The organism is Aureimonas endophytica (assembly GCF_014642635.1).
Classification (GTDB): Bacteria; Pseudomonadota; Alphaproteobacteria; order Rhizobiales; family Rhizobiaceae; genus Plantimonas; species Plantimonas endophytica.
On the sequence record NZ_BMIQ01000003.1, the window covers coordinates 41,200 to 63,156 of the forward strand.

Annotated in this window: 34 protein-coding genes and 3 pseudogenes; 16 read left to right on the plus strand and 21 right to left on the minus strand. The window is 63.5% G+C overall.

The features are described 5' to 3' along the window. Window positions 1–29: 29 nt before the first annotated feature. Together IEY14_RS10330 and IEY14_RS10335 are read right to left on the minus strand one after the other, a co-directional pair. Window positions 30–386 carry a hypothetical protein gene (locus tag IEY14_RS10330; protein ID WP_244639430.1) on the minus strand — a complete coding sequence of 119 codons (357 nt, stop codon included), beginning with the start codon at window positions 384–386 and terminating at the stop codon, window positions 30–32. 168 nt (window positions 387–554) lie between these two features. Beyond that, the gene (locus IEY14_RS10335; RefSeq protein ID WP_188909200.1) at window positions 555–1,634 is read right to left on the minus strand and encodes an ABC transporter ATP-binding protein; all 1,080 of its coding nucleotides are present in this window, start codon (window positions 1,632–1,634) and stop codon (window positions 555–557) included. Between the two features lie 175 nt (window positions 1,635–1,809). Here IEY14_RS10335 and IEY14_RS10340 point away from each other — a divergent pair, with 175 nt between their 5' ends. The 8 genes from IEY14_RS10340 (at window position 1,810) to IEY14_RS10375 (ending at window position 9,740) form a co-directional block, all read left to right on the plus strand. Next, entirely contained in the window at window positions 1,810–2,406 is a 597-nt protein-coding gene (locus IEY14_RS10340; RefSeq protein ID WP_244639431.1) for a GntR family transcriptional regulator, read from the plus strand. Then, window positions 2,403–3,380 (plus strand): alpha/beta hydrolase, encoded by a 978-nt coding sequence (locus tag IEY14_RS10345; RefSeq protein ID WP_244639432.1) that lies wholly within the window; start codon window positions 2,403–2,405, stop codon window positions 3,378–3,380. Before IEY14_RS10340 ends, IEY14_RS10345 begins: the two co-directional genes overlap by 4 nt. A gap of 24 nt (window positions 3,381–3,404) precedes the next feature. Further along, window positions 3,405–4,604 carry an ABC transporter substrate-binding protein gene (locus IEY14_RS10350; RefSeq protein ID WP_210318346.1) on the plus strand — a complete coding sequence of 400 codons (1,200 nt, stop codon included), beginning with the start codon at window positions 3,405–3,407 and terminating at the stop codon, window positions 4,602–4,604. Window positions 4,605–4,715: 111 nt separating this feature from the next. Beyond that, on the plus strand, window positions 4,716–5,606 hold the full coding sequence (locus IEY14_RS10355) for a carbohydrate ABC transporter permease (RefSeq protein ID WP_308422032.1): 891 nt from the start codon (window positions 4,716–4,718) through the stop codon (window positions 5,604–5,606). Continuing rightward, window positions 5,603–6,436 carry a carbohydrate ABC transporter permease gene (locus IEY14_RS10360; RefSeq protein WP_188908187.1) on the plus strand — a complete coding sequence of 278 codons (834 nt, stop codon included), beginning with the start codon at window positions 5,603–5,605 and terminating at the stop codon, window positions 6,434–6,436. The genes IEY14_RS10355 and IEY14_RS10360 overlap by 4 nt, the downstream gene beginning before the upstream one ends. A 51-nt stretch (window positions 6,437–6,487) precedes the next feature. Next, the gene (locus IEY14_RS10365; protein WP_188908189.1) at window positions 6,488–7,369 is read left to right on the plus strand and encodes a sugar phosphate isomerase/epimerase family protein; all 882 of its coding nucleotides are present in this window, start codon (window positions 6,488–6,490) and stop codon (window positions 7,367–7,369) included. Next, entirely contained in the window at window positions 7,366–8,361 is a 996-nt protein-coding gene (locus IEY14_RS10370; protein ID WP_188908191.1) for a Gfo/Idh/MocA family protein, read from the plus strand. The genes IEY14_RS10365 and IEY14_RS10370 overlap by 4 nt, the downstream gene beginning before the upstream one ends. A 210-nt stretch (window positions 8,362–8,571) precedes the next feature. Then, a protein-coding gene (locus tag IEY14_RS10375) for an IS3 family transposase (RefSeq protein WP_188908193.1) occupies window positions 8,572–9,740 on the plus strand; the annotation gives its coding sequence in 2 pieces (ribosomal slippage) (window positions 8,572–8,836 and window positions 8,836–9,740; 1,170 coding nt in all). 196 nt (window positions 9,741–9,936) lie between these two features. Here IEY14_RS10375 and IEY14_RS26130 read toward each other — a convergent pair. The 5 genes from IEY14_RS26130 to IEY14_RS10395 form a co-directional block, all read right to left on the minus strand. Beyond that, a complete protein-coding gene (locus IEY14_RS26130) occupies window positions 9,937–10,062 on the minus strand; it encodes a hypothetical protein (protein ID WP_280515035.1) in 126 nt (41 codons plus the stop codon). A 1-nt stretch (window position 10,063) separates the two neighbouring features. Beyond that, entirely contained in the window at window positions 10,064–10,522 is a 459-nt protein-coding gene (locus tag IEY14_RS10380; RefSeq protein WP_188908195.1) for a hypothetical protein, read from the minus strand. 606 nt (window positions 10,523–11,128) lie between these two features. Further along, window positions 11,129–11,380 (minus strand): addiction module antidote protein, encoded by a 252-nt coding sequence (locus IEY14_RS10385; protein WP_244639433.1) that lies wholly within the window; start codon window positions 11,378–11,380, stop codon window positions 11,129–11,131. Window positions 11,381–11,382: 2 nt separating this feature from the next. Beyond that, the gene (locus tag IEY14_RS10390) at window positions 11,383–11,664 is read right to left on the minus strand and encodes a type II toxin-antitoxin system RelE/ParE family toxin (RefSeq protein WP_188908197.1); all 282 of its coding nucleotides are present in this window, start codon (window positions 11,662–11,664) and stop codon (window positions 11,383–11,385) included. Further along, entirely contained in the window at window positions 11,576–11,764 is a 189-nt protein-coding gene (locus tag IEY14_RS10395; protein WP_188909283.1) for a hypothetical protein, read from the minus strand. Before IEY14_RS10395 ends, IEY14_RS10390 begins: the two co-directional genes overlap by 89 nt. A 79-nt stretch (window positions 11,765–11,843) precedes the next feature. On the opposite strand from IEY14_RS10395, the gene IEY14_RS10400 reads away from it, so the two are divergent. The 3 genes from IEY14_RS10400 to IEY14_RS10410 are packed head-to-tail and all read left to right on the plus strand — an operon-like array spanning window position 11,844 to window position 12,987. Then, complete coding sequence (locus IEY14_RS10400) at window positions 11,844–12,395, plus strand: N-acyl amino acid synthase FeeM domain-containing protein (RefSeq protein ID WP_188908199.1); 552 nt, start codon at window positions 11,844–11,846, stop codon at window positions 12,393–12,395. A 28-nt stretch (window positions 12,396–12,423) separates the two neighbouring features. Next, window positions 12,424–12,588 (plus strand): hypothetical protein, encoded by a 165-nt coding sequence (locus IEY14_RS10405; protein ID WP_188908201.1) that lies wholly within the window; start codon window positions 12,424–12,426, stop codon window positions 12,586–12,588. A gap of 9 nt (window positions 12,589–12,597) precedes the next feature. Further along, window positions 12,598–12,987, plus strand: coding sequence for a response regulator (locus tag IEY14_RS10410; protein WP_188908203.1), 390 nt, complete (start codon window positions 12,598–12,600; stop codon window positions 12,985–12,987). 32 nt (window positions 12,988–13,019) lie between these two features. On the opposite strand, the gene IEY14_RS10415 is transcribed toward IEY14_RS10410, so the two are convergent. The 6 genes and pseudogenes from IEY14_RS10415 to IEY14_RS10440 form a co-directional block, all read right to left on the minus strand. Further along, a complete protein-coding gene (locus IEY14_RS10415) occupies window positions 13,020–13,343 on the minus strand; it encodes a helix-turn-helix domain-containing protein (protein ID WP_188908204.1) in 324 nt (107 codons plus the stop codon). Between the two features lie 97 nt (window positions 13,344–13,440). Then, a pseudogene (locus IEY14_RS26280) lies at window positions 13,441–13,647 on the minus strand (type II toxin-antitoxin system RelE/ParE family toxin); the annotation flags it as partial. A 62-nt stretch (window positions 13,648–13,709) separates the two neighbouring features. After that, window positions 13,710–14,276: a DUF7146 domain-containing protein gene (locus tag IEY14_RS10425; RefSeq protein WP_444542172.1), complete on the minus strand. Its 567-nt coding sequence runs from the start codon at window positions 14,274–14,276 to the stop codon at window positions 13,710–13,712. Between the two features lie 74 nt (window positions 14,277–14,350). Continuing rightward, a complete protein-coding gene (locus tag IEY14_RS10430) occupies window positions 14,351–14,647 on the minus strand; it encodes a hypothetical protein (protein WP_188908208.1) in 297 nt (98 codons plus the stop codon). 83 nt (window positions 14,648–14,730) lie between these two features. After that, the gene (locus IEY14_RS26135) at window positions 14,731–14,856 is read right to left on the minus strand and encodes a hypothetical protein (protein WP_280515036.1); all 126 of its coding nucleotides are present in this window, start codon (window positions 14,854–14,856) and stop codon (window positions 14,731–14,733) included. Between the two features lie 577 nt (window positions 14,857–15,433). Next, window positions 15,434–15,941, minus strand: a pseudogene (locus tag IEY14_RS10440) (IS701 family transposase); the annotation flags it as partial. A gap of 78 nt (window positions 15,942–16,019) precedes the next feature. Here IEY14_RS10440 and IEY14_RS26285 point away from each other — a divergent pair. Beyond that, complete coding sequence (locus IEY14_RS26285) at window positions 16,020–16,397, plus strand: helix-turn-helix domain-containing protein (RefSeq protein WP_373288956.1); 378 nt, start codon at window positions 16,020–16,022, stop codon at window positions 16,395–16,397. A 30-nt stretch (window positions 16,398–16,427) separates the two neighbouring features. Here IEY14_RS26285 and IEY14_RS10450 read toward each other — a convergent pair whose 3' ends face one another. The 3 genes from IEY14_RS10450 to IEY14_RS25870 are packed head-to-tail and all read right to left on the minus strand — an operon-like array spanning window position 16,428 to window position 17,484. Continuing rightward, a complete protein-coding gene (locus tag IEY14_RS10450) occupies window positions 16,428–16,841 on the minus strand; it encodes a hypothetical protein (protein ID WP_188908214.1) in 414 nt (137 codons plus the stop codon). Further along, the gene (locus tag IEY14_RS10455) at window positions 16,838–17,140 is read right to left on the minus strand and encodes a type II toxin-antitoxin system Phd/YefM family antitoxin (RefSeq protein WP_373288957.1); all 303 of its coding nucleotides are present in this window, start codon (window positions 17,138–17,140) and stop codon (window positions 16,838–16,840) included. The genes IEY14_RS10450 and IEY14_RS10455 overlap by 4 nt, the downstream gene beginning before the upstream one ends. Continuing rightward, window positions 17,137–17,484, minus strand: coding sequence for a hypothetical protein (locus IEY14_RS25870; RefSeq protein ID WP_244639435.1), 348 nt, complete (start codon window positions 17,482–17,484; stop codon window positions 17,137–17,139). Before IEY14_RS25870 ends, IEY14_RS10455 begins: the two co-directional genes overlap by 4 nt. On the opposite strand from IEY14_RS25870, the gene IEY14_RS10465 reads away from it, so the two are divergent. Further along, entirely contained in the window at window positions 17,461–17,925 is a 465-nt protein-coding gene (locus IEY14_RS10465; RefSeq protein WP_188908216.1) for a glycosyltransferase family protein, read from the plus strand. The genes IEY14_RS25870 and IEY14_RS10465 overlap by 24 nt on opposite strands. A gap of 57 nt (window positions 17,926–17,982) precedes the next feature. On the opposite strand, the pseudogene IEY14_RS10470 reads toward IEY14_RS10465, so the two are convergent. The 3 genes and pseudogenes from IEY14_RS10470 to IEY14_RS10480 form a co-directional block, all read right to left on the minus strand. Beyond that, window positions 17,983–18,366: pseudogene (locus IEY14_RS10470) on the minus strand (type II toxin-antitoxin system VapC family toxin). After that, on the minus strand, window positions 18,363–18,620 hold the full coding sequence (locus IEY14_RS10475; protein ID WP_188908218.1) for a type II toxin-antitoxin system Phd/YefM family antitoxin: 258 nt from the start codon (window positions 18,618–18,620) through the stop codon (window positions 18,363–18,365). Before IEY14_RS10475 ends, IEY14_RS10470 begins: the two are co-directional and overlap by 4 nt. Before the next feature lie 117 nt (window positions 18,621–18,737). After that, window positions 18,738–19,103 (minus strand): hypothetical protein, encoded by a 366-nt coding sequence (locus IEY14_RS10480; protein WP_188908220.1) that lies wholly within the window; start codon window positions 19,101–19,103, stop codon window positions 18,738–18,740. A 333-nt stretch (window positions 19,104–19,436) separates the two neighbouring features. Here IEY14_RS10480 and IEY14_RS10485 point away from each other — a divergent pair, with 333 nt between their 5' ends. Beyond that, window positions 19,437–20,057, plus strand: a complete 621-nt coding sequence (locus IEY14_RS10485; protein ID WP_188908222.1) for a vWA domain-containing protein — start codon at window positions 19,437–19,439, stop codon at window positions 20,055–20,057. After that, complete coding sequence (locus IEY14_RS10490) at window positions 20,057–20,533, plus strand: hypothetical protein (protein ID WP_188908224.1); 477 nt, start codon at window positions 20,057–20,059, stop codon at window positions 20,531–20,533. Before IEY14_RS10485 ends, IEY14_RS10490 begins: the two co-directional genes overlap by 1 nt. Window positions 20,534–20,669: 136 nt before the next feature. Here the strand turns inward: IEY14_RS10490 and IEY14_RS10495 are convergent, their stop codons facing one another. Both IEY14_RS10495 and IEY14_RS10500 read right to left on the minus strand, forming a co-directional pair. Further along, complete coding sequence (locus IEY14_RS10495) at window positions 20,670–20,894, minus strand: hypothetical protein (protein WP_210318350.1); 225 nt, start codon at window positions 20,892–20,894, stop codon at window positions 20,670–20,672. Between the two features lie 211 nt (window positions 20,895–21,105). After that, window positions 21,106–21,531 carry a hypothetical protein gene (locus IEY14_RS10500; RefSeq protein ID WP_188908228.1) on the minus strand — a complete coding sequence of 142 codons (426 nt, stop codon included), beginning with the start codon at window positions 21,529–21,531 and terminating at the stop codon, window positions 21,106–21,108. Window positions 21,532–21,764: 233 nt separating this feature from the next. Between IEY14_RS10500 and IEY14_RS10505 the strand changes: the two genes are divergently transcribed. Then, the coding region (locus tag IEY14_RS10505; RefSeq protein ID WP_188908230.1) for a hypothetical protein at window positions 21,765–21,957 on the plus strand (193 nt) is incomplete at its 3' end.

Genomic DNA, 21,957 nt, shown 5'->3' on the forward strand with positions numbered 1-21,957 from the left:
CATTCATTTCAGCCCCAGGTGGATTGGTCCTACTTCTTCGGCACGGGCTGTGCGGCTTGATCCTGCGCCTGCTTGCGAGCTTCGACCTTGGCACGGTGGTGACCGATGACGCATCCGACGGCCGCGCCCGCGACCGCATGGCCCTTGCCGACGAAATGACCGCCGACGCCGCCGACGGCGGCGCCCTTGAGGCAGCCGGCGGCATAAGATGGCCCGGCGGCGACCGTCAGAATGGCGACCAGGGCGATTGTGGCGGTCTTGCGCATCGAAGCCTCCGAATGCAACGCAATATCGATCTTGTCGATCGTCCTCTCGTCCTGAGCCGCACGGCTCGGCGCCTTTGCTTCAGGCCGAGCGTTGGTCAGGCGCGGGATTGGCGGCGTCATAACTCGCGCGGTACATGTCCCGTTCCCGGATCTGCCAGACCCCCTCATCAGGCCTTGTTGAAGGGTTTTGCTTTATGATGTCAGCCTCCGTCGAACCGGAAAACCGTTTCAACCGTCTCGCCAGGACGGGCATGCTCGAAAGCGGGTGGCCGGCCTCCACGATCTCCCTCAATCGATGCGGCGGCCGTCATTCGGGTCGAAGAGATGCGCATGTTCTTTTCGGCCGGCCACCGAAACGCGCTCTCCGACGCGGATCGTGCTGGTTCGAGGGAACTCCACCGTGATCGTCTGGTCCCGGCCGATGTCGAGATAGCCGAAGGTCTGGCTGCCCAAGTGCTCGACGACCGACAACTCGCCCGTGAACCAAGCCGCGTCGGGCGAACAGATGTCGAGATCTTCGGATCGAATGCCGAGCGTGAGGCGTGTCAGGTCGTGGGACGCCTCCGTCGACGGCAGATCGGCATCGCCTGCCGGCATCCGGAGCCGAACGCGACCTTCGCTTCTCTCCACGATGTCGCAGTCGAGGGTGTTCATCGTCGGGCTGCCGATGAACTTCGCGACGAAGAGCGTCTTCGGCCGCCGATAGAGTTCGAGCGGCGGCCCGACCTGTTCCATATTGCCGCCGTTCATGACGACGATCCGGTCGGCCAGTGTCATCGCTTCGACCTGGTCATGGGTGACATAGACGGTCGTCGCCTTGATGCGCCGATGAAGCTTGGCGATTTCGAGCCGCATCTCGACGCGCAGCGCGGCGTCGAGATTGGAGAGCGGTTCGTCGAAGAGAAACGCCTGCGGATCGCGCACGATCGCCCGGCCCATCGCCACGCGCTGTCGCTGACCGCCGGAGAGTTGGGCCGGCAGACGATCGAGGAACGGCTCCAGCTTGAGGATGCCCGAAGCGTTCCTCACCTTCCCGGCGATGTGGGCCGGCTCTTCGTTCCGCATCTTCAGACCGAAGGCCATGTTGTCCTCGACGCTCATATGCGGATAGAGCGCGTAATCCTGGAACACCATCGCGATATTGCGTTCGGCCGGAGGCAGATGGCCGACGCTGCGCCCACCCATAACGAGGTCGCCGCCGGAAATCTCCTCTAGCCCCGCGATCATGCGCAACAGCGTCGATTTTCCGCAGCCCGAAGGCCCGACGAGGACGACGAACTCGCCGCTCTCGATGTCCAGATCGATATGCCGAATGACCGTCACGCTGCCGTAATCCTTCCGGACGGCCTTCAACGAGATGGCTGACATGGGTCCTCCCGAACCGCTTGACTTTTGGCTATTATCAATAATGATATCGATAATGACAAGGCAGGAGCGCGAGATGAATGGGCTATCGGCTCGGGACGAGCATCGGCGGGGCGGAAGCGATCGCATGCCCTCGGGCAAGTCCGCCGCTGCCTTCGTTGCCCTGAAGCGCGAGATCATGCTCGGCGAACTTTCTCCCGGACAGCCGCTGGTCGAACTCGAACTCGCCACCCGTTTCGGATGCAGCCAGGGGACGGTCCGCGAGGCGCTTCTCCAGCTCCAGGACGAAGGCCTCGTCCTGCGCCAGGGCTATCGCGGAACCCAGGTCTCCGATTGCACGGTCGACGAGGCCGTCGAACTCTTCCGCATCCGCCAGTCCATCGAGTGCCGGGGTATCGTCCACGTCCTCAGCCATCCGAGCCGAACGCTGGTCGCCGACCTGAAAGCCCTTCTCCACGACATGACGGCGGCGGCCGAGCGAGGAGACGAACTCGAGCTGGCCTCGATCGACCGCGAGTTCCACGGGCGCATCTTCGCCGATGCCGGCCTTCCCGCGCTCGACCCGATCCTGCGCCGCTGCCTGATCCACAATCACCGCTTCAAGATCTCGCGCTCCATGGAATCGCGCGATCTGATGCAGACGGCCCAACGTCACCTGCCCATCGTCGCCGCCATCGAGGCGCGCGACCTCGGCGCCGCCTCCACCGCCCTCTTCCATCATATCGCGACGATCGTCGATTTCGGCCCGAACGTATTCCCGGATCAACTCCAGTGAACGTCTTGGCGCCGCTCTCCGATTTCTCCATCGAACTCGCGCCCGAAATGGCGGAACTCTCCGCCCGCGTCCTCGCCGAGGAGGGTCCGCAACCCGATCCGACGATGTTGCCGCCCGAAGAGGGACGCCGCGCGGCGGCGATCGGCAATCGGCGCTGGAACGTGTCCATGCCGGGAATGGAGCGCGTCGGATCGGCCTGCGTTCCGGCGGACGAGGCTCTCGGATCGAGCGACGTCCGGCTTCTCGTTCTCGTGCCGCCGAATGCGCGCGAGGGTGCTATTCTCTTCGTCCATGGCGGCGGCTTCGCCTTTTGCAGCCCGGAAACGCACGAGCGCTGCGCGCGGGTTCTGGCGGTCGAGACGGGCTTGCCCGTCATCCTGCCGGACTACCGCCTCGCGCCCGAGCACCCTTTCCCCGCCGGCCTTCTCGATGTCGTGGCGTCCTGGCGCGCAGCCTTCGAGGTCGCCGCAGACCTCGGCCTGCGCGAAGGCCCTCTGATCCTGGCCGGCGACAGTGCCGGCGCGGGGCTCTGCGTTTCAGCGATGCTGCACCAGCAAGGCGGTCTCCGGGCGGACGCGGCTCTGCTTTTCTACGGGGTCTACGATGCCGATTTCGACACTCCGTCCTACCGCACATTCGCCGACGGCCCCGGCCTGACGCGTGCGAAGATGCGGCGCTACTGGGACTTCTACGTCGCGGACGCGCCGGCCCGGCGCAACCCTCTCGTCGCTCCGCTTCTGGCGGACGACGCCGCTCTCGCGGCCCTGCCGCCGCTTCACCTGATGGCGGCCGGCATCGACCCGCTCCTCAGCGACACGCTGAACTTCGAGGCGCGGCTGGCCGAGATCGGCCGAACGGAACGCACGAGCGTCGTGCCGGGCGTCGTGCACGGGTTCCTGCAGATGAGCAACGAGTTGCCGCAAGCGCGGGAGGCGCTGCGGCAGGCCGCCGGCTTCGTGAAGAGCCGTCTCTAAACGATAGGATTGGGAGGGAACACCATGACACGTTCGAAGATGCTTGCCGCCGCGCTCGGTCTCTTCACCGCGCTCGGCGCCTCCGCGTCGCAGGCCGAGACCGTCCGCTTCTGGTACCATTTCGACAATCCGGAAAATCCGATGTCGGCGCTGGTCCAGAAGTTCGAGGCGGCCAATCCCGGCATCGAGATCGAGGCCGAGAACGTGCCGTGGAACAGCTATTACGACAATCTCTACACGGCGCTCGTCGGCGGCAACGCGCCGGATGCGGCGATGGTGAAGCTCTTCGCGCAGCCGCGCCTCCTCGAGATGGGTGCGCTGGAACCGCTGAAGGAGCGGATCGATGCCTGGCCCGGCAAGGCCGAGCTTCTGCCCGATCTGCTGAAGCTGAATGCCGGCCCGGACGGCGACAACTACTATCTGCCGATCCAGTACGTCGTTCTCTACCTCTATTACCGCACCGATCTCTTCAAGGCCGCCGGCCTGGAGCCGCCCAAGACCTGCGAGGAGTTCCGCGCCGACGCCAAAATCCTCACCAAGGCCCCCGACACCTACGGCTTCGGCTTTCGCGGCGGCAAGGGCGGCTGGGACCAGTGGGGAACCTTCGTCTTCTCGCGCGGTGCCGAGCTGAAGCCGGGCGGTCTCGACAACAGCCAGGCGATCGCGGCCAACGAATGGCTGGTCGACATGTTCACCAAGGACAAGTCGATCCCGCCCTCCTCGCCCAATGACGGGTTCCAGGAGATCATCGGCGCCTTCAAGTCCGGCAAGACGGCGATGACGATCCACCATATCGGCTCGTCGAAGGACCTCGTGGCGGCGCTGGGGGACAAGGTCTCGGCCGTGCCGGTGCCGAAATGCGACGGCAAGGCCTGGACCTCCTATGGCGACGAGTCGCTGGCGATCTTCGCGAATTCCCAGGTGAAGGATGCCGCCTGGAAATGGGTTTCCTTCCTGGCGGAGCCCGGGAACAACGTGGAGTTCGTAAAGGCCACGAACCAGCTCCCGGTGACGAAGACGGGATCGGCCGGCTGGACCGGCCATGAGAAGCGCTTCGTCGATGCGACGCTGGCATCCCTGCCCTTCGCGGCGGTGCTGCCGCAATCCTCGGCCACGGCCGATTTCGTCAACACCGAGTGGCAGGCCTCGATGCAACAGGCCATGACCGGCCAGATCACGCCGGCCGAGATGATGCAGAAGCTGCAGGGCCTCTTTGCGCAGTAAGCGTCTCAGACAGACCTCCGGGCGTCGGGAATCCGGCGCCCATTCCCTCGGCGAACCCGAAGGCGCGGTTTCCTCATGTCCACTCTCGAAGATCTCGCAGCGCTGGAAGGCATGCCGAAGCGGCGCCATTCGCGTGCCTGGCTCGTGCCCTACACGCTTCTGGCGCCGGCCGTCCTCGTCGTCGCCATCGTCGTCTTCCTGCCGATGGCGGAAGCGGTGGTCACGAGCTTCTACGAGCTGATCCTCTTCCGTCCCAACGCCAGCCGCTTCGTCGGCTTCGCCAATTACGTCAAACTCTTCGCCGATCCCGTCTTCTGGGAGGCGCTCGGACATACCGCCCTCTGGATCGGCCTCACGGTTCCCCTGCAGATGGGGCTCGGCCTCCTCACGGCGATTCTCCTCAACCGCGAATTCGCGTGGCGCGGCCTCGCCCGCGCGCTCGTCATCATCCCCTGGGCCTTGCCGAGCGTCGTGATCGCGCTGATGTGGCGCTGGATCTACGATCCGAACATCGGCGTCCTCAACGACCTCCTTCTCTATCTCTCGGTCATCACGACGGCGGTCCCCTGGCTCGCCGATCCCGGCATCGCGATCTACGCGATCATCGCAACCCTGACCTGGCAGGGCTTCCCCTTCTTCGCGGTCATGATCCTCGCCGCCCTTCAGGGCATCCCGAAGAGCCAGTACGAAGCGGCCTCGATCGACGGTGCCAGCGCCTGGCGCCAGTTCCGCCACATCACCCTGCCGGGGATCGCGCCGGTGCTCGCCACCGCCGGGCTCCTCCGCGTCATCTGGGTGGCCAATTCGATGGACGTGATCTTCGTCATGACCGGTGGCGGTCCGGGATATGCGACGACGACCCTGCCGCTCTACGCCTTCGTCAAAGCGCGGCAGAATCTCGATTTCGGCTACGGCTCGGCGATCGCCGTGACCTTCACTCTGATCCTTGGAAGCGTCGTCGCGATCTACATCGCGCGCACGATGCGGGAGGTCGAACGATGAGGCGGCAGAGCGTCCTGAAGCGTCTTCTCACCACGCATCTGCCGGTCGCGCTCGTCGTCCTCCTGGCGATCGGCCCCTTCGCCTGGATGATCCTGACCTCGCTCACCCCCTCGGCCGAGATCGTGGCTCAAGGCGTTTCGCTCGGGCCCTCCGGCTGGAGCACGGACAACTACACGCGCCTGCTGCGCCAGACGTCGTTCCTCGACAATATGGGCCACAGTTTCATCGTCGCGCTCGGGACGGTGGTCCTCGGCCTCCTCGTGTCGGTGACGGCGGCCTATGCCTTCTCCCGGTTCCGCTTTCCGGGCCGACGGGTGTTCATGTTGCAGTTCCTCCTCGTCAACATGTTCCCGATCGTTCTCCTGATCCTGCCGCTCTTCGTCATGATGCGCCGGCTCGGCATCCTGGACACGCATCTCGGCCTCATCATCGCCAATGCCACGACGGCGATCCCTTTCGCGGTCTGGATGCTGACGAGCTATGTCGGCGCGATCCCGAAGAGCCTCGACGAAGCGGCGATGATCGACGGCTGCTCGCGGCTCGGCGCCATGCGCCGCGTGGTCCTGCCGCTCGCTCTGCCGGGCATCATCTCCACCGGCATCTACATCTTCATCACCGCCTGGAACGAGTATCTCTACGCCCTGACGCTCGGCGGCCGGAACGTTCGCACCGTCACCGTCGCCATCCAGACCCTGATCGGCGAGTTCCAGATCGAATGGGGGCTGCTCGCGGCCGGTGGCGTCGTCGGCGCCCTCCCCGTCACCGTTCTGTTTCTTTTCGTCCAACGCCGGCTCGTCGGCGGCCTCACGCAAGGGGCGGTGAAGGGCTGACCAGCCCGGACCGTCCCGATCCCTCGTCACAGCGCCAAGGAACGTGTTTCCATGAACCCGGTCGGGTTGATCTCGATGCAATATGCCAGGCCCTTCACGGCCGAGCATTTTCCGCTCTTCCGCAAGATGAAGGCGCTCGGCTACGACTTCGTCGAGCTTCTGGTTCCCGAGCCCGGCGAACTCGATCCACACGAGACGGCCAGGGCGCTCGAAGATGCCGGCCTCGGCGTCGTCCTCGCCGCGCGCGTCAACCTGCAACGAAACCTCTCCTCGGCCGAACCCGTCGCCTGGCAGGGCGGAGTCGATTATCTGCGCTACGCCGTCGACTGCGCTGTCGCACTCGGAGCGACGATCGTCGGCGGTCCGCTCACCGGCAATCCCCTGGTTTTCGCTGGCCGGCCGCCGGCCCCGGTGGCCGAAGACGAGCGGCTCGCCCGCAAGGCGCGCTGCGTCGAGGGCCTGAAACTCGCCGGCGCCCATGCGCAAGGAACGGGTGTCACCCTTGCCGTCGAGCCGCTGAACCGCTTCGAAAGCGACGTTCTCTGCACCACGCGACAGGCGATCGAGCTTCTGGACGCCGTGGACCATCCGAGCGTCCGGCTGATGCTCGACACGTTCCATATGGCGATGGAGGAGGCGTCGATCGCGGAGGCCATCCTCCTCGGCGGCGCGCGCATCGCCCATTTCCAGGCCAACGAGAACCATCGCGGCTTTCCCGGAACCGGCTCGGTCGACTGGGTCTCGGCGTTTCGGGCGCTCCGCGCCGTCGATTATCGCGGCCCGGTCTCGCTGGAACCCTTCCGCCGCGACGACGATCGCTTCGGCGTTCCCTTCGCGCAATGGCGTCCGCCCCATGAGGACGAAAGCGAACGCCTCGCGGCCAGCGCCCGGTTCATCAAGTCCCACATCGCATTGACGGAGTTCAGACGATGACTCTTCGGATCGGCTGGATCGGCTGCGGCGTCCATGCGACGCAGATGCTGCTGCCGCAATTGCTGCGCCACGATGTCGAGATCGTCGCCCTCTGCGACATCGATGCCGATCGGCTGGCGCAGGCGGGCCGCCAATTCGGTGTCGCGCGTCTGACATCGGACGCGCACGAACTCATCGCATCGCGCGGCCTCGACGCGGTCGGAATGGCGGTGGGTCCGGACCAGCACCTCGCCTTCGGCAAGGCAGCACTGGAAAAGGGCCTGCCCGTCTTCATGGAGAAACCTCCCTCCGGCTCGGCGGCGGGGGCCCGAGAGCTCGCCGAGGCCTCGCGCCGCTCCGGCAAGCCGCTCCTCCTCGGCTTCATGAAACGCTATTCGGTCGGCAACAAGATCGCCCATAACGTCCTGAAATCCGGCCGCTTCGGCGACATTCTCGGCCTCACCGGATACTACATGACGGCGCCCGGCTACTTCGCCGGCAATGTCGATTATACCGGTTTCCTGCTGCATCACTGCGTGCACTACATGGATCTCGTCTCGCATCTCGTCTCTCCGGTGACGCGGATCTCCGCCCGCAAGGTCGAGAAGACGCCAGGCCGCATCCTCTTCCATGTCGGCTTCGACTTCGATTGCGGTGCGATCGGAACGATCGTCATGGGCACCGTCCAGTCGCGCGGGACGCCCGTCGAGCGCCTCGAGATCATGGGCGATCACCAGCGCCTCGAGATCGAGGACGTGGTCGAGGTGCGCTGGCACCGCAACCCGCCCTTCAAGGTCGCCGACCCGGCGGCGACGCTGTCGGATGCCGAGGACTCCCTCACCTGGAAGCCGAACTTCACGGCGGCCGCCAACGAGGACTACAAGGGCTATCACGCGCTTCTGGCGGACGTCGTGCCGGCTCTGCGCGGCGATCCAACACCGGCTCCCACCATCCAGGACGGCGTCATCGCGATGGAGCGTCTGGAGGAGATGCGGCGACAACTCGCGATCTGACATCCGAGCTCATAACAATCGATCCTCGGCCCGAACTGCCGTCGGCCGCGACGCGGGCGTTCCGTTTCGCGACTTACACCGGCGTCCTCCCCGCCACCGATCGGCGCGCCTATCGGTCGGCCGCGATCGTCGCCATTTCGGCTGGTGGTCTGCCCCCTGAAAAGTGGCCCTCCCTGAAGTAGGCTTTTGAGCCGATGGAGGATGTCGAGAATGCCGCAGAAGAAGCACAAGCCTGAAGAGATCGTCGCGAAGTTCCGGCAGGTCGACGTTCTGCTGTCGCAAGGTCGACCCGTTGCCGAAGCGATCCGTGCGATCGGGGTGACGGCGTTCACGTATTATCGCTGGCGCAAGGAGTTCGGCGGGCTGAAGTCGGATCAGGTGAAGCGTCTGAAGGACCTCGAGAAGGAGAACGAGCGCCTTCGCAAGGCGGTCTCCGACCTGACGCTGGAGAAGCTGATCCTCAAGGAAGCTGCATCGGGAAACTGGTGAGCCCCTCCCGCCGTCGCCAATGCATCGACCACGTCGTGAAGAAGTTCGATGTGTCGGAGCGGTTGGCGTGCCGGGTTCTGGGGCAGCACCGATCGACGCAGCGCAAGGTGCCGAAGGGGCGAGTTGACGATGCGGCGTTGACGGCCGACATCATCGAGCTGGCGGCGCAGTATGGGCGCTACGGGTATCGCCGGATCACGGCCTTGCTTCGCGACGCTGGCTGGCTCGTCAACGTGAAGCGCGTCGAGCGCATCTGGCGCCAGGAAGGTCTGAAGGTGCCGGCCAGGCAGCCCAAGCGCGGGCGGCTCTGGCTGAACGACGGCTCGTGCGTTCGGCTTCGACCAGAGCGTCCCAACCACGTGTGGTCCTATGACTTCGTGGAGGACCGCACTCACAACGGCCGCAAGTTCCGCATGCTGAACGTCATCGACGAGTTCACCCGCGAGGGCTTGGCCATCCGGATCGACAGGAAGCTGCGGTCCACGGACGTCATCGATGTTCTGTCGGACCTGTTCATCCTGCGCGGCGTGCCGGGGCACATCCGCTCCGACAATGGCCCGGAGTTCATCGCCAAGGCGGTGCGCGAGTGGATCGCAGCGGTCGGAGCCAGGACTGCGTTCATCGAACCGGGCTCGCCTTGGGAGAACGGCTACTGCGAGAGCTTCAACTCGAAGCTCCGCGACGAGCTTGTGAACGGCGAGATCTTCTACAGCCTCGCCGAGGCTCGGATCGTCATCGAGTGCTGGCGGCACCACTACAACACCAAGCGTCCACACTCGAGCTTGGGCTATCGTCCACCCGCTCCAGCCGCAGTGCCATGGCCGGCTGCGCCACCCAAACCCGCTCCGCCGGCCACCTCAGACGTCGCCGACAAGCCAACCATGCATTAGATTTGCACCGGGCCACTTAACGGGGGCAGGCCATTGGGGAGGGGATGGGAGAGGCGAAGCTTTCTCCCTTCAGCGCGGTTGACCGGTCGAGCCGGTCAGTCGCGCTCGCTGGCGCCAAGGGAACCGCGAGCCGGCGGAGGAAGGCGCGGTCTCGCGGCGGGTCTTCATGTCGGCCATCATCTGACGGCGGACAGCGTCAATCGCCCTTGCGACCGTATCTGCGATCGAAGCGACGGGCTGCGATTTCGGCGGCGATGAGGCCGACCATCGCAACGACCAAACCGAACAGGCTGATAATGACAAGCGGGTCGACGCTCTGCATATCAATTCTCCGCCTTCATCTTTCCAACAATATAGATCGCAACGATTTCGAGGACAAAGCCTGCGGCTACGGCGAGCATGATGTGCTGCCCGTCAGGTTTAGCAGCGGCTGGATCGAACATATACTGAAGTCCTCCGACACTAAGGATGGCAAGCGCCAAGGCCTGATTGGACGAGGCGGAAAGTTTCAGGCGCTCGTTGAGACGCTTGGCTTTCAGTTTCCGCTTTTCGACCTCGCCTTTAATGAACGGCGGAAGACGTTTATTCGCGGTCATGGATAGCTTCGTTAGGAGGGCGTGAAATCGGAGCCTGCGCAGGGCCGCCTGCGGCGAGTTTTGTCTGGATGAGGCCGCCGTCAGGCGATGCCCGGTGATGCGAATGCTGGTCTGCTCGTGGAAGCGATCGAGGACCGCATAGAGCCCGTCCATGCCGGCGCCGGGGATGCGCGCCGCGACCAGCATGTCATCGTGGATCGAGAACCAGGTTCCGCCGCCCTTCGCTCCGGTGAAAGTCTCCTGACATTCACCGGAGCGAAGGGAGGGGGGGGCAGCCCCCCGAGAGGCCGCGGCCGGGACGCTCAAGGGGTTGGCGGCCGGGAAAAGCGGAAGGTTCGGCGCAAAGCGCTGAAAGCCGTTTTCCTCGGATGAGGCCGAAGGCCGATCCGACGCGGGCTCGCCCGCGCTTGCCCCTTGAACGGCACGTGCACGTGCGCTTGGGACGATCCGAAACAGCCAGAATGCTGGCCAGCGACAGCTCGTCGTCCCTGCCGACGTCGCGCGCCTGCGCGCGCCCTTCCCGAGGCCCCCGGCCCCGGCCCGGCGCCGCCCGAAGCCCCGCATCGCCCTGCCTTCGGGCCGTCCCGTGCCGAGGCATTCGCCCGCGTGAGCGATCGTCACCCGAAGGGCCGAGACCCGCACGGGGCTCGGGGAGCGAAGCGAGTAGAGCGCGATCCAAAAAGGCACGCCCGATTGCTCGCAATCGAATTCGGCCTGGCGGTCGTCACACAGCTTCCGAAGGAGCATTCCCCGTCGGGATCGGGATTGCCGCAAGGCCGATGCCCATAGCTTTCATGACCTTGAGAACCGTTGCGAACTCGGATTCCCGCTCTCTTCGAGAGATCGGTAGAGGCTTTCACGAGAGACTTTGGCCTCTTCGGCGACGGCCTTCATTCCGAGGGAACGCGCGACGGCTTGGAGTGCCTTTCGGATGATGACGGGATCACCGTCCTTTATAGCCGCCGAGACATAGCCTGCGCGATCCTCAGGCGTTTTAAGGAAGTCGGCAGCATCGTATTTCTCGAGTTCACTAATTTCGACCATACCTAATCCTCCAAGTCGGCGGCCAATTCCTTGGTCTTGCGGAAATAGCTCTGTTGGATGCTCTTGTCACCTCCACAAACCAGAATGACGACTACGTTGCCTCGCTGGCTATAGTAGACACGGTATCCGGGTCCGAGGTCGGAACGCAATTGTGAAACACCGTCCCCAATGCTTTTGTGATCGCCGAAGCGGCCGTCATCCATTCCCAATATCGCCGCGAGCCTGTCGTTCCTCAATCTCCATGCGATCGCGGATATCAGCCATGTCGCGGACATTGAGAACATGCTTCGGAACGCATTTCCCGATGATCTCGACATCATTCGCGATACGGTTGTGGCCGTTCATTCTATTCACGTCGGCATCATGCGTGAGCTCGACTTCCATTGATCCGATAAACGTGCTGCGGCATCGAAGAGTTGTGCGATGATTACCGTCGTGGAAGCGGAGACCGTCCGGCAACTCGATGATGCCGCAGCCCTGCGCTACAGCCCTGCGCTACTCGGCCTTCATTGACGGGGGGCCGAAGGCTGGCATTTTCAACCACGCAGCACGTGAAATCACCCCATTCGATCTGCTCGATCGCACCCGGAACCTCGTGGCCTATGCAGGCGGCAAACCGGTCGGGACGATGCGGATCGTCCTGCCGGACGCCAGGCAGTCGGCTCGTGAAGGCACACGCTTCAATCTCCCGATGGAACAATCGCTGCATTTTCGAGAAGTGCCGGAGGGCGCCCGCATCGCTGAAGTCGGCCGTCTGGCGATCCATGTAGATCACAGAGGCAGCGATGTTATCCGCCTGCTCTATAAGTCGGTGCATCGGATAATGTCGGAACACGACATCCGATACTACGCGGGCAGCTCGCTGACGGGCGCAAGTCGCATAGAAGAAGCGATATCCTATTATCGGACGTTACTCAGCCATGGCTTCGCGTCCAAGGATATCATCGCGGAGCCGAGGTCGTGCAGCGATACCGACGACCAGCATGAGCCGATTTTTAGAGCTTCCTCTCGGTGATACTGACCATGCAGAGGAGACGCGTGACATGGGGTCGCTGCCGGCCTTGATCAGATACTATGTCCGCATCGGACTGCTTACCTGTGGTAGACCGTTCTACGATCCTGAATTCGACGAATGCTTCCTGCCGTTGGTTGGAACGCCGGACACCCTGCTCACGGTCAAATTCTGCGGCAGGACGATCAAAGAATAGCATACGCCCATGCAGTCAACGGTCTTGGTTACCGATGAAGATCCACATACGGTCTTGCTGATTAAATTGGCTGTTCAGACCACCAGTCTACCTGTCGACTTTCGCAGTGTTACGAGAAGAGGCGACTACGTTGCCAGCCTGTCGCAGCCATCCCCGGACGTATTGATAACTGAGCTTTCCCTGCCGTGGGGCAATGGCTTTGGCGTTGCCGGCAGATATCGACAGGCGGGTTTTTCATGCCCGATCATCATGCTCACCGCCGTTGGCGACGAAGAGGTTGCCGTCAACGCGATCAAGCGGGGTTTTCACGACTATATTTACTTCGCATCCGATTGGGAGCGACTGCTGCCGCGCGCTATTGAGTCCGCTATCCAAGGTCTCCCAAGCCCATTTTCGTGATTCAATGCCCAGCGCTCCTCGGCCCATGACGCTCAAACGAGGTGCTGAAGGCCATGCTTTTGGACTAGGGAGAGCAGCTTGAGCGCTAGGCCACTTGGCTTCTTGGCGCCTGTCTCCCACTTTTCGACGGTGCTTTCGCTCGTGTTGAGGTAGCGGGCAAATACAGGTTGGCTTACGTTGTTCGCCTCGCGGAGTTGCTTGATCTGCGCGGGCTCGATCTGAGGCGGGACGGTCAGGTACGACTCGTCAAACCGGCGCATTGTCGCTTTGTCGATGGTTCCTGCCCGAAGCATGCCTGCGGCGCTGCTATGGATCGCCTCGAAGGCATCGCTCTTGTATTTATGGCTTTTGCCCATGGCATACTTTCATTAATTCGTTGGCCGCGAGTTCCATACCGATGTCTTCATCGGAATTGGCTGCATAGAGGCCAGCCAGTTTACAAAGGCGTCTAATTCATCGGCGCCTATGTCCCACCTGTCCTTTTTCGCGAACAGGCATGCATAGACCTAATATTCCACCCTGCGCCAGAATGATGCTGCGGCTCCTGTTCTTGTTGAGACGTTTCTTGAAAACGACTCCACCTAAGTCGTCCGTCTGCCCCTTCATGACCTCTGCTATCGCCTCACAAAGTTCGTTATCCGCGATGAGCGCCTTCTTTGCCGCCTTGGCGAACTAGCGGGTTTTGAACATACGCGCGGTTTCCTGAGCTTCGAGCATGTTCGTTATGTAGCACCAGGTGCTATTGACCTCAAGGTGTCGACATGGCGGGTCCCGCCCGAAGCATTGAAGGCCGTTTTCGCGATGGCGTCTCCTCGGCCGTCCCATGATCTGAACGAGACGGAAGTCGCGAGCATCATGCGAATTCCTCGAGCATGTCGCCGAGATCTGCTCGCAACCGCTTTCGCAGCGCCTCCTTCCCCTACGTTCGACAGAGCGGCCCCAACGGACAGCATCGCCTCGATGCCTTCGCCGCAACCAAGAACACGACCGATGCGGCCGAACCTGACGGCGTTACCATAGAGGGTGCCGAGGACGCGCTTGGCCTCCTTGATGTCCGCCACGGCTCCGCGATCGGTATCGAGCCAGCAGCGCGCCACACCGGTGATCTGCCCGGCATTGTCGGTGATGCGAGCCAGCAAGGCCGGCAGTTCCCGCAGTTCGTTCGTCTCGTGGTCCCGAAGATAGGCGGCGGGATGGAAGGCAAGAGCGGAGCCGAACCGTTCGATGTCGCGATTGCGAAGATAGCGCTCCGCGACGGTGCCGGCGATCGGCTTGGCGGCGTAGAACAGTCAGGCCGCCTTCTCCTGGTTCGACATGTCTCGCTTGCCCTTGCCCATCGGCGCCGCCGCCGGCGTCACGCGGATCAGGTCGGGCTTGCGAAGGAAGCTTCGCGCATGACCTCGGCAAAGGAGCGTGCGCCGGTGACGTGCGGAATGAGATCGAGGAGATCGCCGCGCTGGCCGGTGGCATAGTCCTGCCACTTGCCCGCCGGTCGATTGCCCTGATCGTGGAGACGCACGGCTAGGCTGCCGCCGCGGGCGCCGGTCACATCTCCGACCTGCCAGAAATTTCCAGCCGGTCGCCCGGCGGGCAGGTAGGCCCGGCAGAAGCTCTCGGCATGCGCGCCGAGCTCGCGCGCGTTATCGCTTGCGGTGTCCATGTTCTGAAATCCCCTGACACGTCCGACAGCGTAGGAAGGCGGAGGCGCGGCGGCCTCCGGCCCTCTCTCGACCGATGGTTCGGTCACGCAGCCAGCGTCTGGCTCTCGCTCTCCGCCTGCGGATAGCTCTGGATCAGGCGTTCCAGGGTTTGAACGCTCTTCGCCAGCGGGACGAATACCCGCGTCTGCCACGGGATGATCTCCGTCACGCATCCGAGCTGCTTCAGGAGTTGCACGTGCGACGGGTGGAACCCTACCACCTCAATTCGAAACGCGCCCATAATCCGGGAGCGGCGAATGCGGAGTCTTTCGACGAGATCGACGGTCATGCCGCGATCCGTGACGGCATCGGCGATTTCCGGAGCGGTAAGACGGACCTTGCAGGTGATGCCGAGCTTGGCGAACAGCCTTGGGAGATCGGCGGGTGCGATAAGGCGACCGATGATCCGCTCGCCGTCCTCGGTCTGGAGCCGGTAGACGCACGCATTGTAGGAGGGAGGGCAGCTTGTCCCAGATCGGGAGCAGCAGGCCGGAGATGACGGTGATGGTCGACACCTTGAACTCCGGCACCTGATCGACCTCGGCTTGCCACGCGGCCTCGAAGGGAAGGTCGCGCGCCGGTTTCCAATGTGTTTTCTCGAACTCGCGCTCGAGCATGACCTCGATCTGCATCGGTCGGACGAGCTGTACGCGCGGAAGGATGGCGCCATCCTCGTCCATTGTCGACGAGGCCGGCAGGACGAGCGCGGCGCGCCCCGGTTGCTCGTTGATGTTGAGTTCGCCCTTCATCGCCAGCGCCGGCTTGGTGGCAAAACCGAACTCCTCCGGCATATGCGCCGCCGTCAGCCGCTCACGATCGCCCGTCCAGGCCTTCGGCAGATACAGCGCACGGTCGATGAAGGCATGGCCGCGCCGCGAGGCATAGGCCGCAAAGACCCCGATCTGGCAATTGGTGATCTTTCCCGCCGAGCCGCTGTACTGGCGACCGACACAGCAGGACGCGCTCACGTGCTTCAGGAACCCGGTCTCATCCAGTACGAGCGCCGCATCATCGTTACCCAGATGCTTAACGACGTAATCCCGTACGATGTCGCGCAAGGCACCGGCACCCCAGCGACCCCGTCCCAGGGTGGCCTGTTGTCGCCAAGGCCCAAGGGTCCCCCGCCGCCTCCGCCCGCCTCCACGCGGTCTTGCGCCGTTCCTCGCCCAGCAAGCCGTCCAGAAACTGCCCCGCCGAGGCCACGACGCGATCGTGGGTGAACAAAGGCCGCATCTGCCCCTTCAGGTCCCGCAGCGACGACGCTCAAAACTCCGGTGTCTCCTCGATCGATGCCACCATCGCCCTGATCTCCATCCACTGTCATGACACCCTGTGGATTTAGACCGGAAGAAAAAACGCAACTATAGCGCTAGCTTGGGCGATCTATCGCTTGATCCAGGCCTGGTCGCAGCCGTTTGCAATGTCTCGTTGCGGCGACTGCAGGAACTGCTCAGCGAGGAAGGCCACAGCATCTCCGATTGGATCTGGGAGCGGCGCCTCGTCAGAGCATCCACGATGCTGCGAGATTCTACCTTCGTAGATCGGCGAATCAGCAACGTCGCCTTCGCTCGTGGTTTCGTCAACCACACGCATTTCTCAAGCCGTTCCAAGGCTCGTTTTGGGGTCTCGCCGCGCGGCTTCCGAGCGCGAGAAACTCAAGCTGTTACCGGGGGTTGGAGAAGTGGATGCCCCCACAAACAGCTTGCCTAGAACTCGTCCGAAATGGATCGAGTGATCGGCTCAGCCCGATCGATACACGCGCTGGAGCGCATGACGCCGCGCCACGAACTCGCGCATCAGCGGCAGGAAGAAGGCCTTGCTGAAGTGTCCGAGCGGCGGCTCCGGCTCGAGATAGAAGGAGCGGCCGACGATATCGACGTTGTACTCGTCGAGGACGATCCAGAGCTGCAAATCCGTGTCCAAGCCAGCCCGGCGCTTTTCCATCGCCGGGATTTCCTTGGCGAAGCGGCCTTTCTCGGGCGGCTTGGTCGTGATCGGGAAGATGAACAGCGCATCGCCGGTGGGCCGCGCCATTCGCACCCCGACGGCGACGGGCCGCATCTTGCGCCCTTCCGTTTCGCCTCGGTCGGCCTCGCGCGCCCAGAGGTATGGATAGAGGATGACGCTGGCAGTCTTGAGCTCCTCGAACGTCATGACCGGTCCTCGCCGCCCTCTCCTCCGTAGGCTTCGACCGCCGCCTCGAACTCGTCGAAGAGATCGTCGGGCATGGTTTCGAGCGTTCCGGCGCGCCGCGGATCGCGGTTGCCATTGAGCTTGTGGAAATGGTCGATGCTCATGAGAACGAACTTCGGCTTGTTGCGCCGGGTGATGAACACGGGCTCCCTGATGGCCGCTTCCGTGACTTCCCCGACCTGCTTGTTGAGATCCGCGGTGCTGAATGAGCGCATGAGACGAGCCTCCGATCCATGAAATCCATATAACATGGATTTCATGGATATGGCGCCGGGCGCGCCGCAGCCCTCATCGATATGGTGCCTTCGAATGTCCGGCGTCCCGACGGCCCGCCCCAGTGCGTCGACATGCGAACCCGCACCGGCCGAGTATCGGCCAGCTGCGCCAGGCGCTCGATCGTCGCCAGCTCCTCGTCGTTCGCCTTGCCGAACACCTCGATGTCCACCCAATGGCCGCTGCGGCCGACGTGGCTGTCCCGCAGACGGTGGTTTGAGGAGGTGTAGAAGCTCTCGTTCGGCTCCTTGAGGCGACCTATTTCGGCATCATCCGGGACAACGGGCGCCTTGAAGCCGTGCTCGATGTGCTGCAGGAGATCCGCGGGCATCGTCTAACGGCGGCCATCGTCGGCAGCGTGGCTGATGGAGCTGCGCCCTATGTGACGACGATGCGGGCCCGGGCGGAAGCGCTCGGTGCCACGCTCCACCTCGACGCCGATCCGATCACGGTCGCGGAGATCCTGTCCGCGTCGAAACTGGCTTTCCTGCCCTACGAGGATGGAATTTCGTCCAGGCGCGGGACGGCGCTCGCCGCCATAGCGAATGGAACGCTCGTCGTGACGACGCCACCGCGAGCGGCCGCGGATGATCACTTCCGCGATCTCTGCGTGCTGGGCGAGAACACGGAGGAGCTGGCGAGGCAAGTCGAAGCGGTCCTCGTCTCCGCCGATTCCTTCGAAGGGATGCGAGCGGCGGCGCAGGCCTTTGCCCGAAGCCAGGACTGGGCCTCGATCGCGGAGCGCTATCGGGCGATCTTACCCTCCGGATGAAGGATCGAGCCTTGGGTGTGATCGGTCGAACGACGTACCGAATTCCCCTGACCGGCGCTATCGAGCTGGACGCACGTCTGTCTGGCGAAAATCCTCTCCTACGTAAAGGAGAGCGGCGCCGCGCTCGTGCGCCAGGGCATAGGCGAAACAATCGCCGAAGTTCAGCCCGGCCGGATGAAGGCCCTTGCCCTATCGCGCATAGGCGTCGGCCACATGCCGCGCCGCCGCCGGCGTGATGCTTTCGATCTCGAACCCAAGGCCGTCGAGAAGGCGGCGCAATTCCACTCCGAGGCCGCGGCGATCGGTGACGATCAGCGCCTCGGCCATCGTCCCCGCCGAGATCATCAGCGCCTCGGCAGACTCCAGCACGTCCATGCAGGCGCCGGCTTCCGGCTCGTCGAACAGGATCGCCATCAGCGCCGACGTGTCGACCACGATCATCGCGGTAGACCGTCCTGACCATAGAGCTCTTCCTGGCTGCGGGCAGCGCCGGCACCGGCTGTCGCTTTGGCAGATCCGGTCCGGCGCAACTCTTCCATCAGAGCGCGCCGCTCGGCCGCTCCCGGTTTGCGCTGCACCGGCACCAGTCGGACGGCGGCCCGGCCATGCCGCGTCAGCACGATCTCGTCGCCAGCCTCAGCCCGGCGCACCAGATCGGTGAGCTGCCCTTTCGCGTCTGTTATGGAAACCAGCACGGTTCGTCCTTCCGGTCTGCATCAAGGCGTTGGGAAAAATTAGACCGCTCGATGGTCCATCACAACGCTCGGCAATCAGGCCGCGGACTTATGGTCGGGAGCGTCACGAGCAGCATTTCAACATGACGGGCAGTCGAGAGAAACACGCGCTCGTGGCTTGCTATAGGCCGTCGCTCCAAGATCTGCGGCCTCCGACAGGAGTTCGTCGAAGGCAGAGAATTGATACTCGTAGCTCGCATCGATGATGATCAGAGCGGTTCCGTCTCGCCTGTTCAGGTCATCTGGAATTTTGACATCGGACCCTTTGTCGAAACGTGCAAGGCGAGCGTTGCTGGCAATTGACCACTTGGTCACGGAGGCTTCCGATTGGTTGAGGGTAACAGCACTGACCCTCAATCCCATCCGATCATCGCTGAACGGCGCCATCATCGAGAACCGCACTTCCAAGGGGTCCTTCAGATCGTCGACGGTGACGTCATGCATATGCGCGACGATATCCGCGATCGCGTGCGCAGATTGGTTGAGACGACGGGATGTTGCGAATGCGAGCCGCCGATCAGCATAGCATATATTGCGGGGGCGGCAAAGTCAGCTATCACGCGAGCGGCGACGGCAGATATCTGCGTGGTGCATTGGAGATCTGGTATCGCAATGGCGACGAGAAGCCAGACCGCGGGCTCGTCGCCGCCATTTGCCGATATGCGGCGCAGACCTGGCCGGCGTTCCGCATTTCCTCGTTTCCGAAGCGATCAGCGCACCGGTCGAACCGGTGCCGGTGCCATCCGACTATGCCGAACTCAGAGCTGGAGGGGCTTCATGACCAAGGCTCTCACCAACCCGTTGGCGGCGATCGTCAAGGCGGCAGCCCAATCGCTCCCGGCGACGTCCGGCGCAACGGCGCGCGAGGCTGAGCGCCTCGCCCGGGAAACGAATGCGCTGGTGATCCTGGCTGATGTGTCACTGTCGAAGAACGAACGAGCTGGCGGCCGCCGGCGCATCGACATCCTGACGGACGCCCTCACCCACATCCTGCCGGACTTGCCAGAAGCGCACCGTATCGTCTTTTCCGGCGCGCCGCGTGCTCTGGCGCCGACGGAGGCGTTGCCCGAGCCGCACGGGGGAACGGCGATGCATCTGGCGATCGAGGCGGCCGCGCGCCACCGGCCGATGAAAACGGTCCTGATCACCGACGGCGAGCCGGACGATCGGCAGAGGACGCTGACCGCCGCCACGACGCTGACCGGAACGATGGACGTGATCTATTGCGGTGACGACGGCAACGCGGACGCGATCGGCTTTCTCCGCACCTTGGCCGCGCAGGTCGGGGGACGTGTTGTGGTGCACGATCTGAGCCGCACCTCGGCCAAGGCAGGCGCAAGACTCCTCGAGCTCTCCATGCGCGCGACGCTCGCGTTGCCGGCGCCGGCGGATAGCTGATGGACAGCCTGGTCCACATCACCCTCAACACCGGCCATCGCCGCCAATCGCCACGGAGCGAGGCAACCCAACTCGCGGTCGATTCCGTTGCCGTCGAGCTATCGCGAGCGCTGCGCGACGGCGAGACCTCCATCCTTCTCGGCAACTTGACCGATGCCCCCCCGCATTATCGTCTCAAGGCCTCGGCCGTCGGCTCGGCGCTGCTTTGCACGGTCTTCGCGCCGATCGGCGCGCCCCTCGTGACGTTCGGTATCGCCAAGCGCTCCCTGCACAGCGCGAAGCTGTGGGAATTGCTGCACAAGACCATCGATCATGCCGAGACGAGCGCCGAGCGGCCACCGCCGACGCCGTGGCTCGGCGTCAGGATCGAGCCTACCATCGCGTTGGATCTCTCGGCGATGTCCTGGCTCGGCGATTACGAGCGGATCGTCGCCTGGGCTTGGATCGAGCGGCGAGGCGGGGGGCGACGCGCGTGATATGATCGTACCCGTTCGCTCACGTATCGATGCCCTCCCCTTGCGGCCAAGCTGGCCCATTTCGTGGTGAGCCCCCGTAGAGAAGCCCACGCCTTACGGACCGCCGACCTTGATAGGACTCCCCTGCCTTGCCAGTTCAGGGTTTGAGCTCAAGCAAATCGCCTTGAACTGCCGATGCTGGCTCCTCTTCGCGTGCCGGCAAAGGTGGCTGCTCGCCGCGAAGACGATCGATTTCGGCGAGCGCCGCACGAGCCTCACGGATCGGACAGTTCACCCAAGCCACTTCGTTGTATTTGTAGCGATCCACGCGGGTGCGTAAGCTTTGGATCATACTTTCTCGGTCAGACGTTTTCGCATCCATAGTTATCGCGACCTCCGAGGCAGGCGGAGAATAGATAAAGTTCGAACGAGTAAAGCGTCGCTATAGCGCTTCCTGCCATGTCTGGCCGACGCCAGCGAGGCGCTCGTACTGGCCGACGCCAGCGAGGCGCTCGTACTGGCCGACGGTCGCGTTCTCGCGGTCAAGCGCGCGGCTGTCTCGGGATCAAAAAGCGGGGCGTCGGGACTGAGGCTCATTTCGCCATCCCCTCCAGCTCGACAGTAGGGGCCGGCATATTGTGAACGATGGCGCCGATCGCGGCGTAGAGCAGCGCATAGTCCGCGATCGGTAGAGACGAAAGCGCATGGCGTTCGCCGGTGATACGCCATGTTTTCATAGGCCCTACCGCAACCATGGGACCGCAGATGACAAGGGAGCGATAGTCGTCCTCGGAGCATTTTCGCGCGTCGATCACCGTCGCGCCGGCTTCGATAGCGGCCGGGAGGAGCTGATCCACCTCAGCAAGCGAAAAGCCTGACCAGGTCCTGTCGGCGTTCACCGTCGGCATGTACAGAACCGCGCTCGAACCGGGTCCGATCTTCAACAGCACGTCCGGCTGCATGATGCCGTCGAGGATCTCGGCGTCCACGAGAGGGAAGCGTGCGGGGTCAAGGGCCATGTCGATCTCCGTCGACGGGCCGGGAAAGCCTCGCTCTCCCCCTTCAAGCCCGTCGAAGCGGGCTCGCCTGTCTTTCCCTCTCAGCATCAATCCGCGGAGCTCGACTTGCCCCAATTGTCATTAGCTTGGTGATCAAATTTCCCGTTCATTTAAACGATTGTGGCTCAAATTCACTCCCACTGTTCCCCAGCGGTATGCAACCTCACGACGCTTTCGCGTTCCTGAGATTAGCCATGCCAGACTCGCTCCTCGCTTCGTCGATCCCGCTGACTGTAGGGTTGGACGTGCTCGAGGCCTCGGCGGGCCAGCCGTTGCTGGTGCGGGGAACATCCTCGACCTTGAACGTCGAAGACCGCCTGACGGGCGGCAGCGAGCACGATGTGCTGTCGCTGACCGGCTCGGGCTCGTTCGATCTCTCGAAGCTGG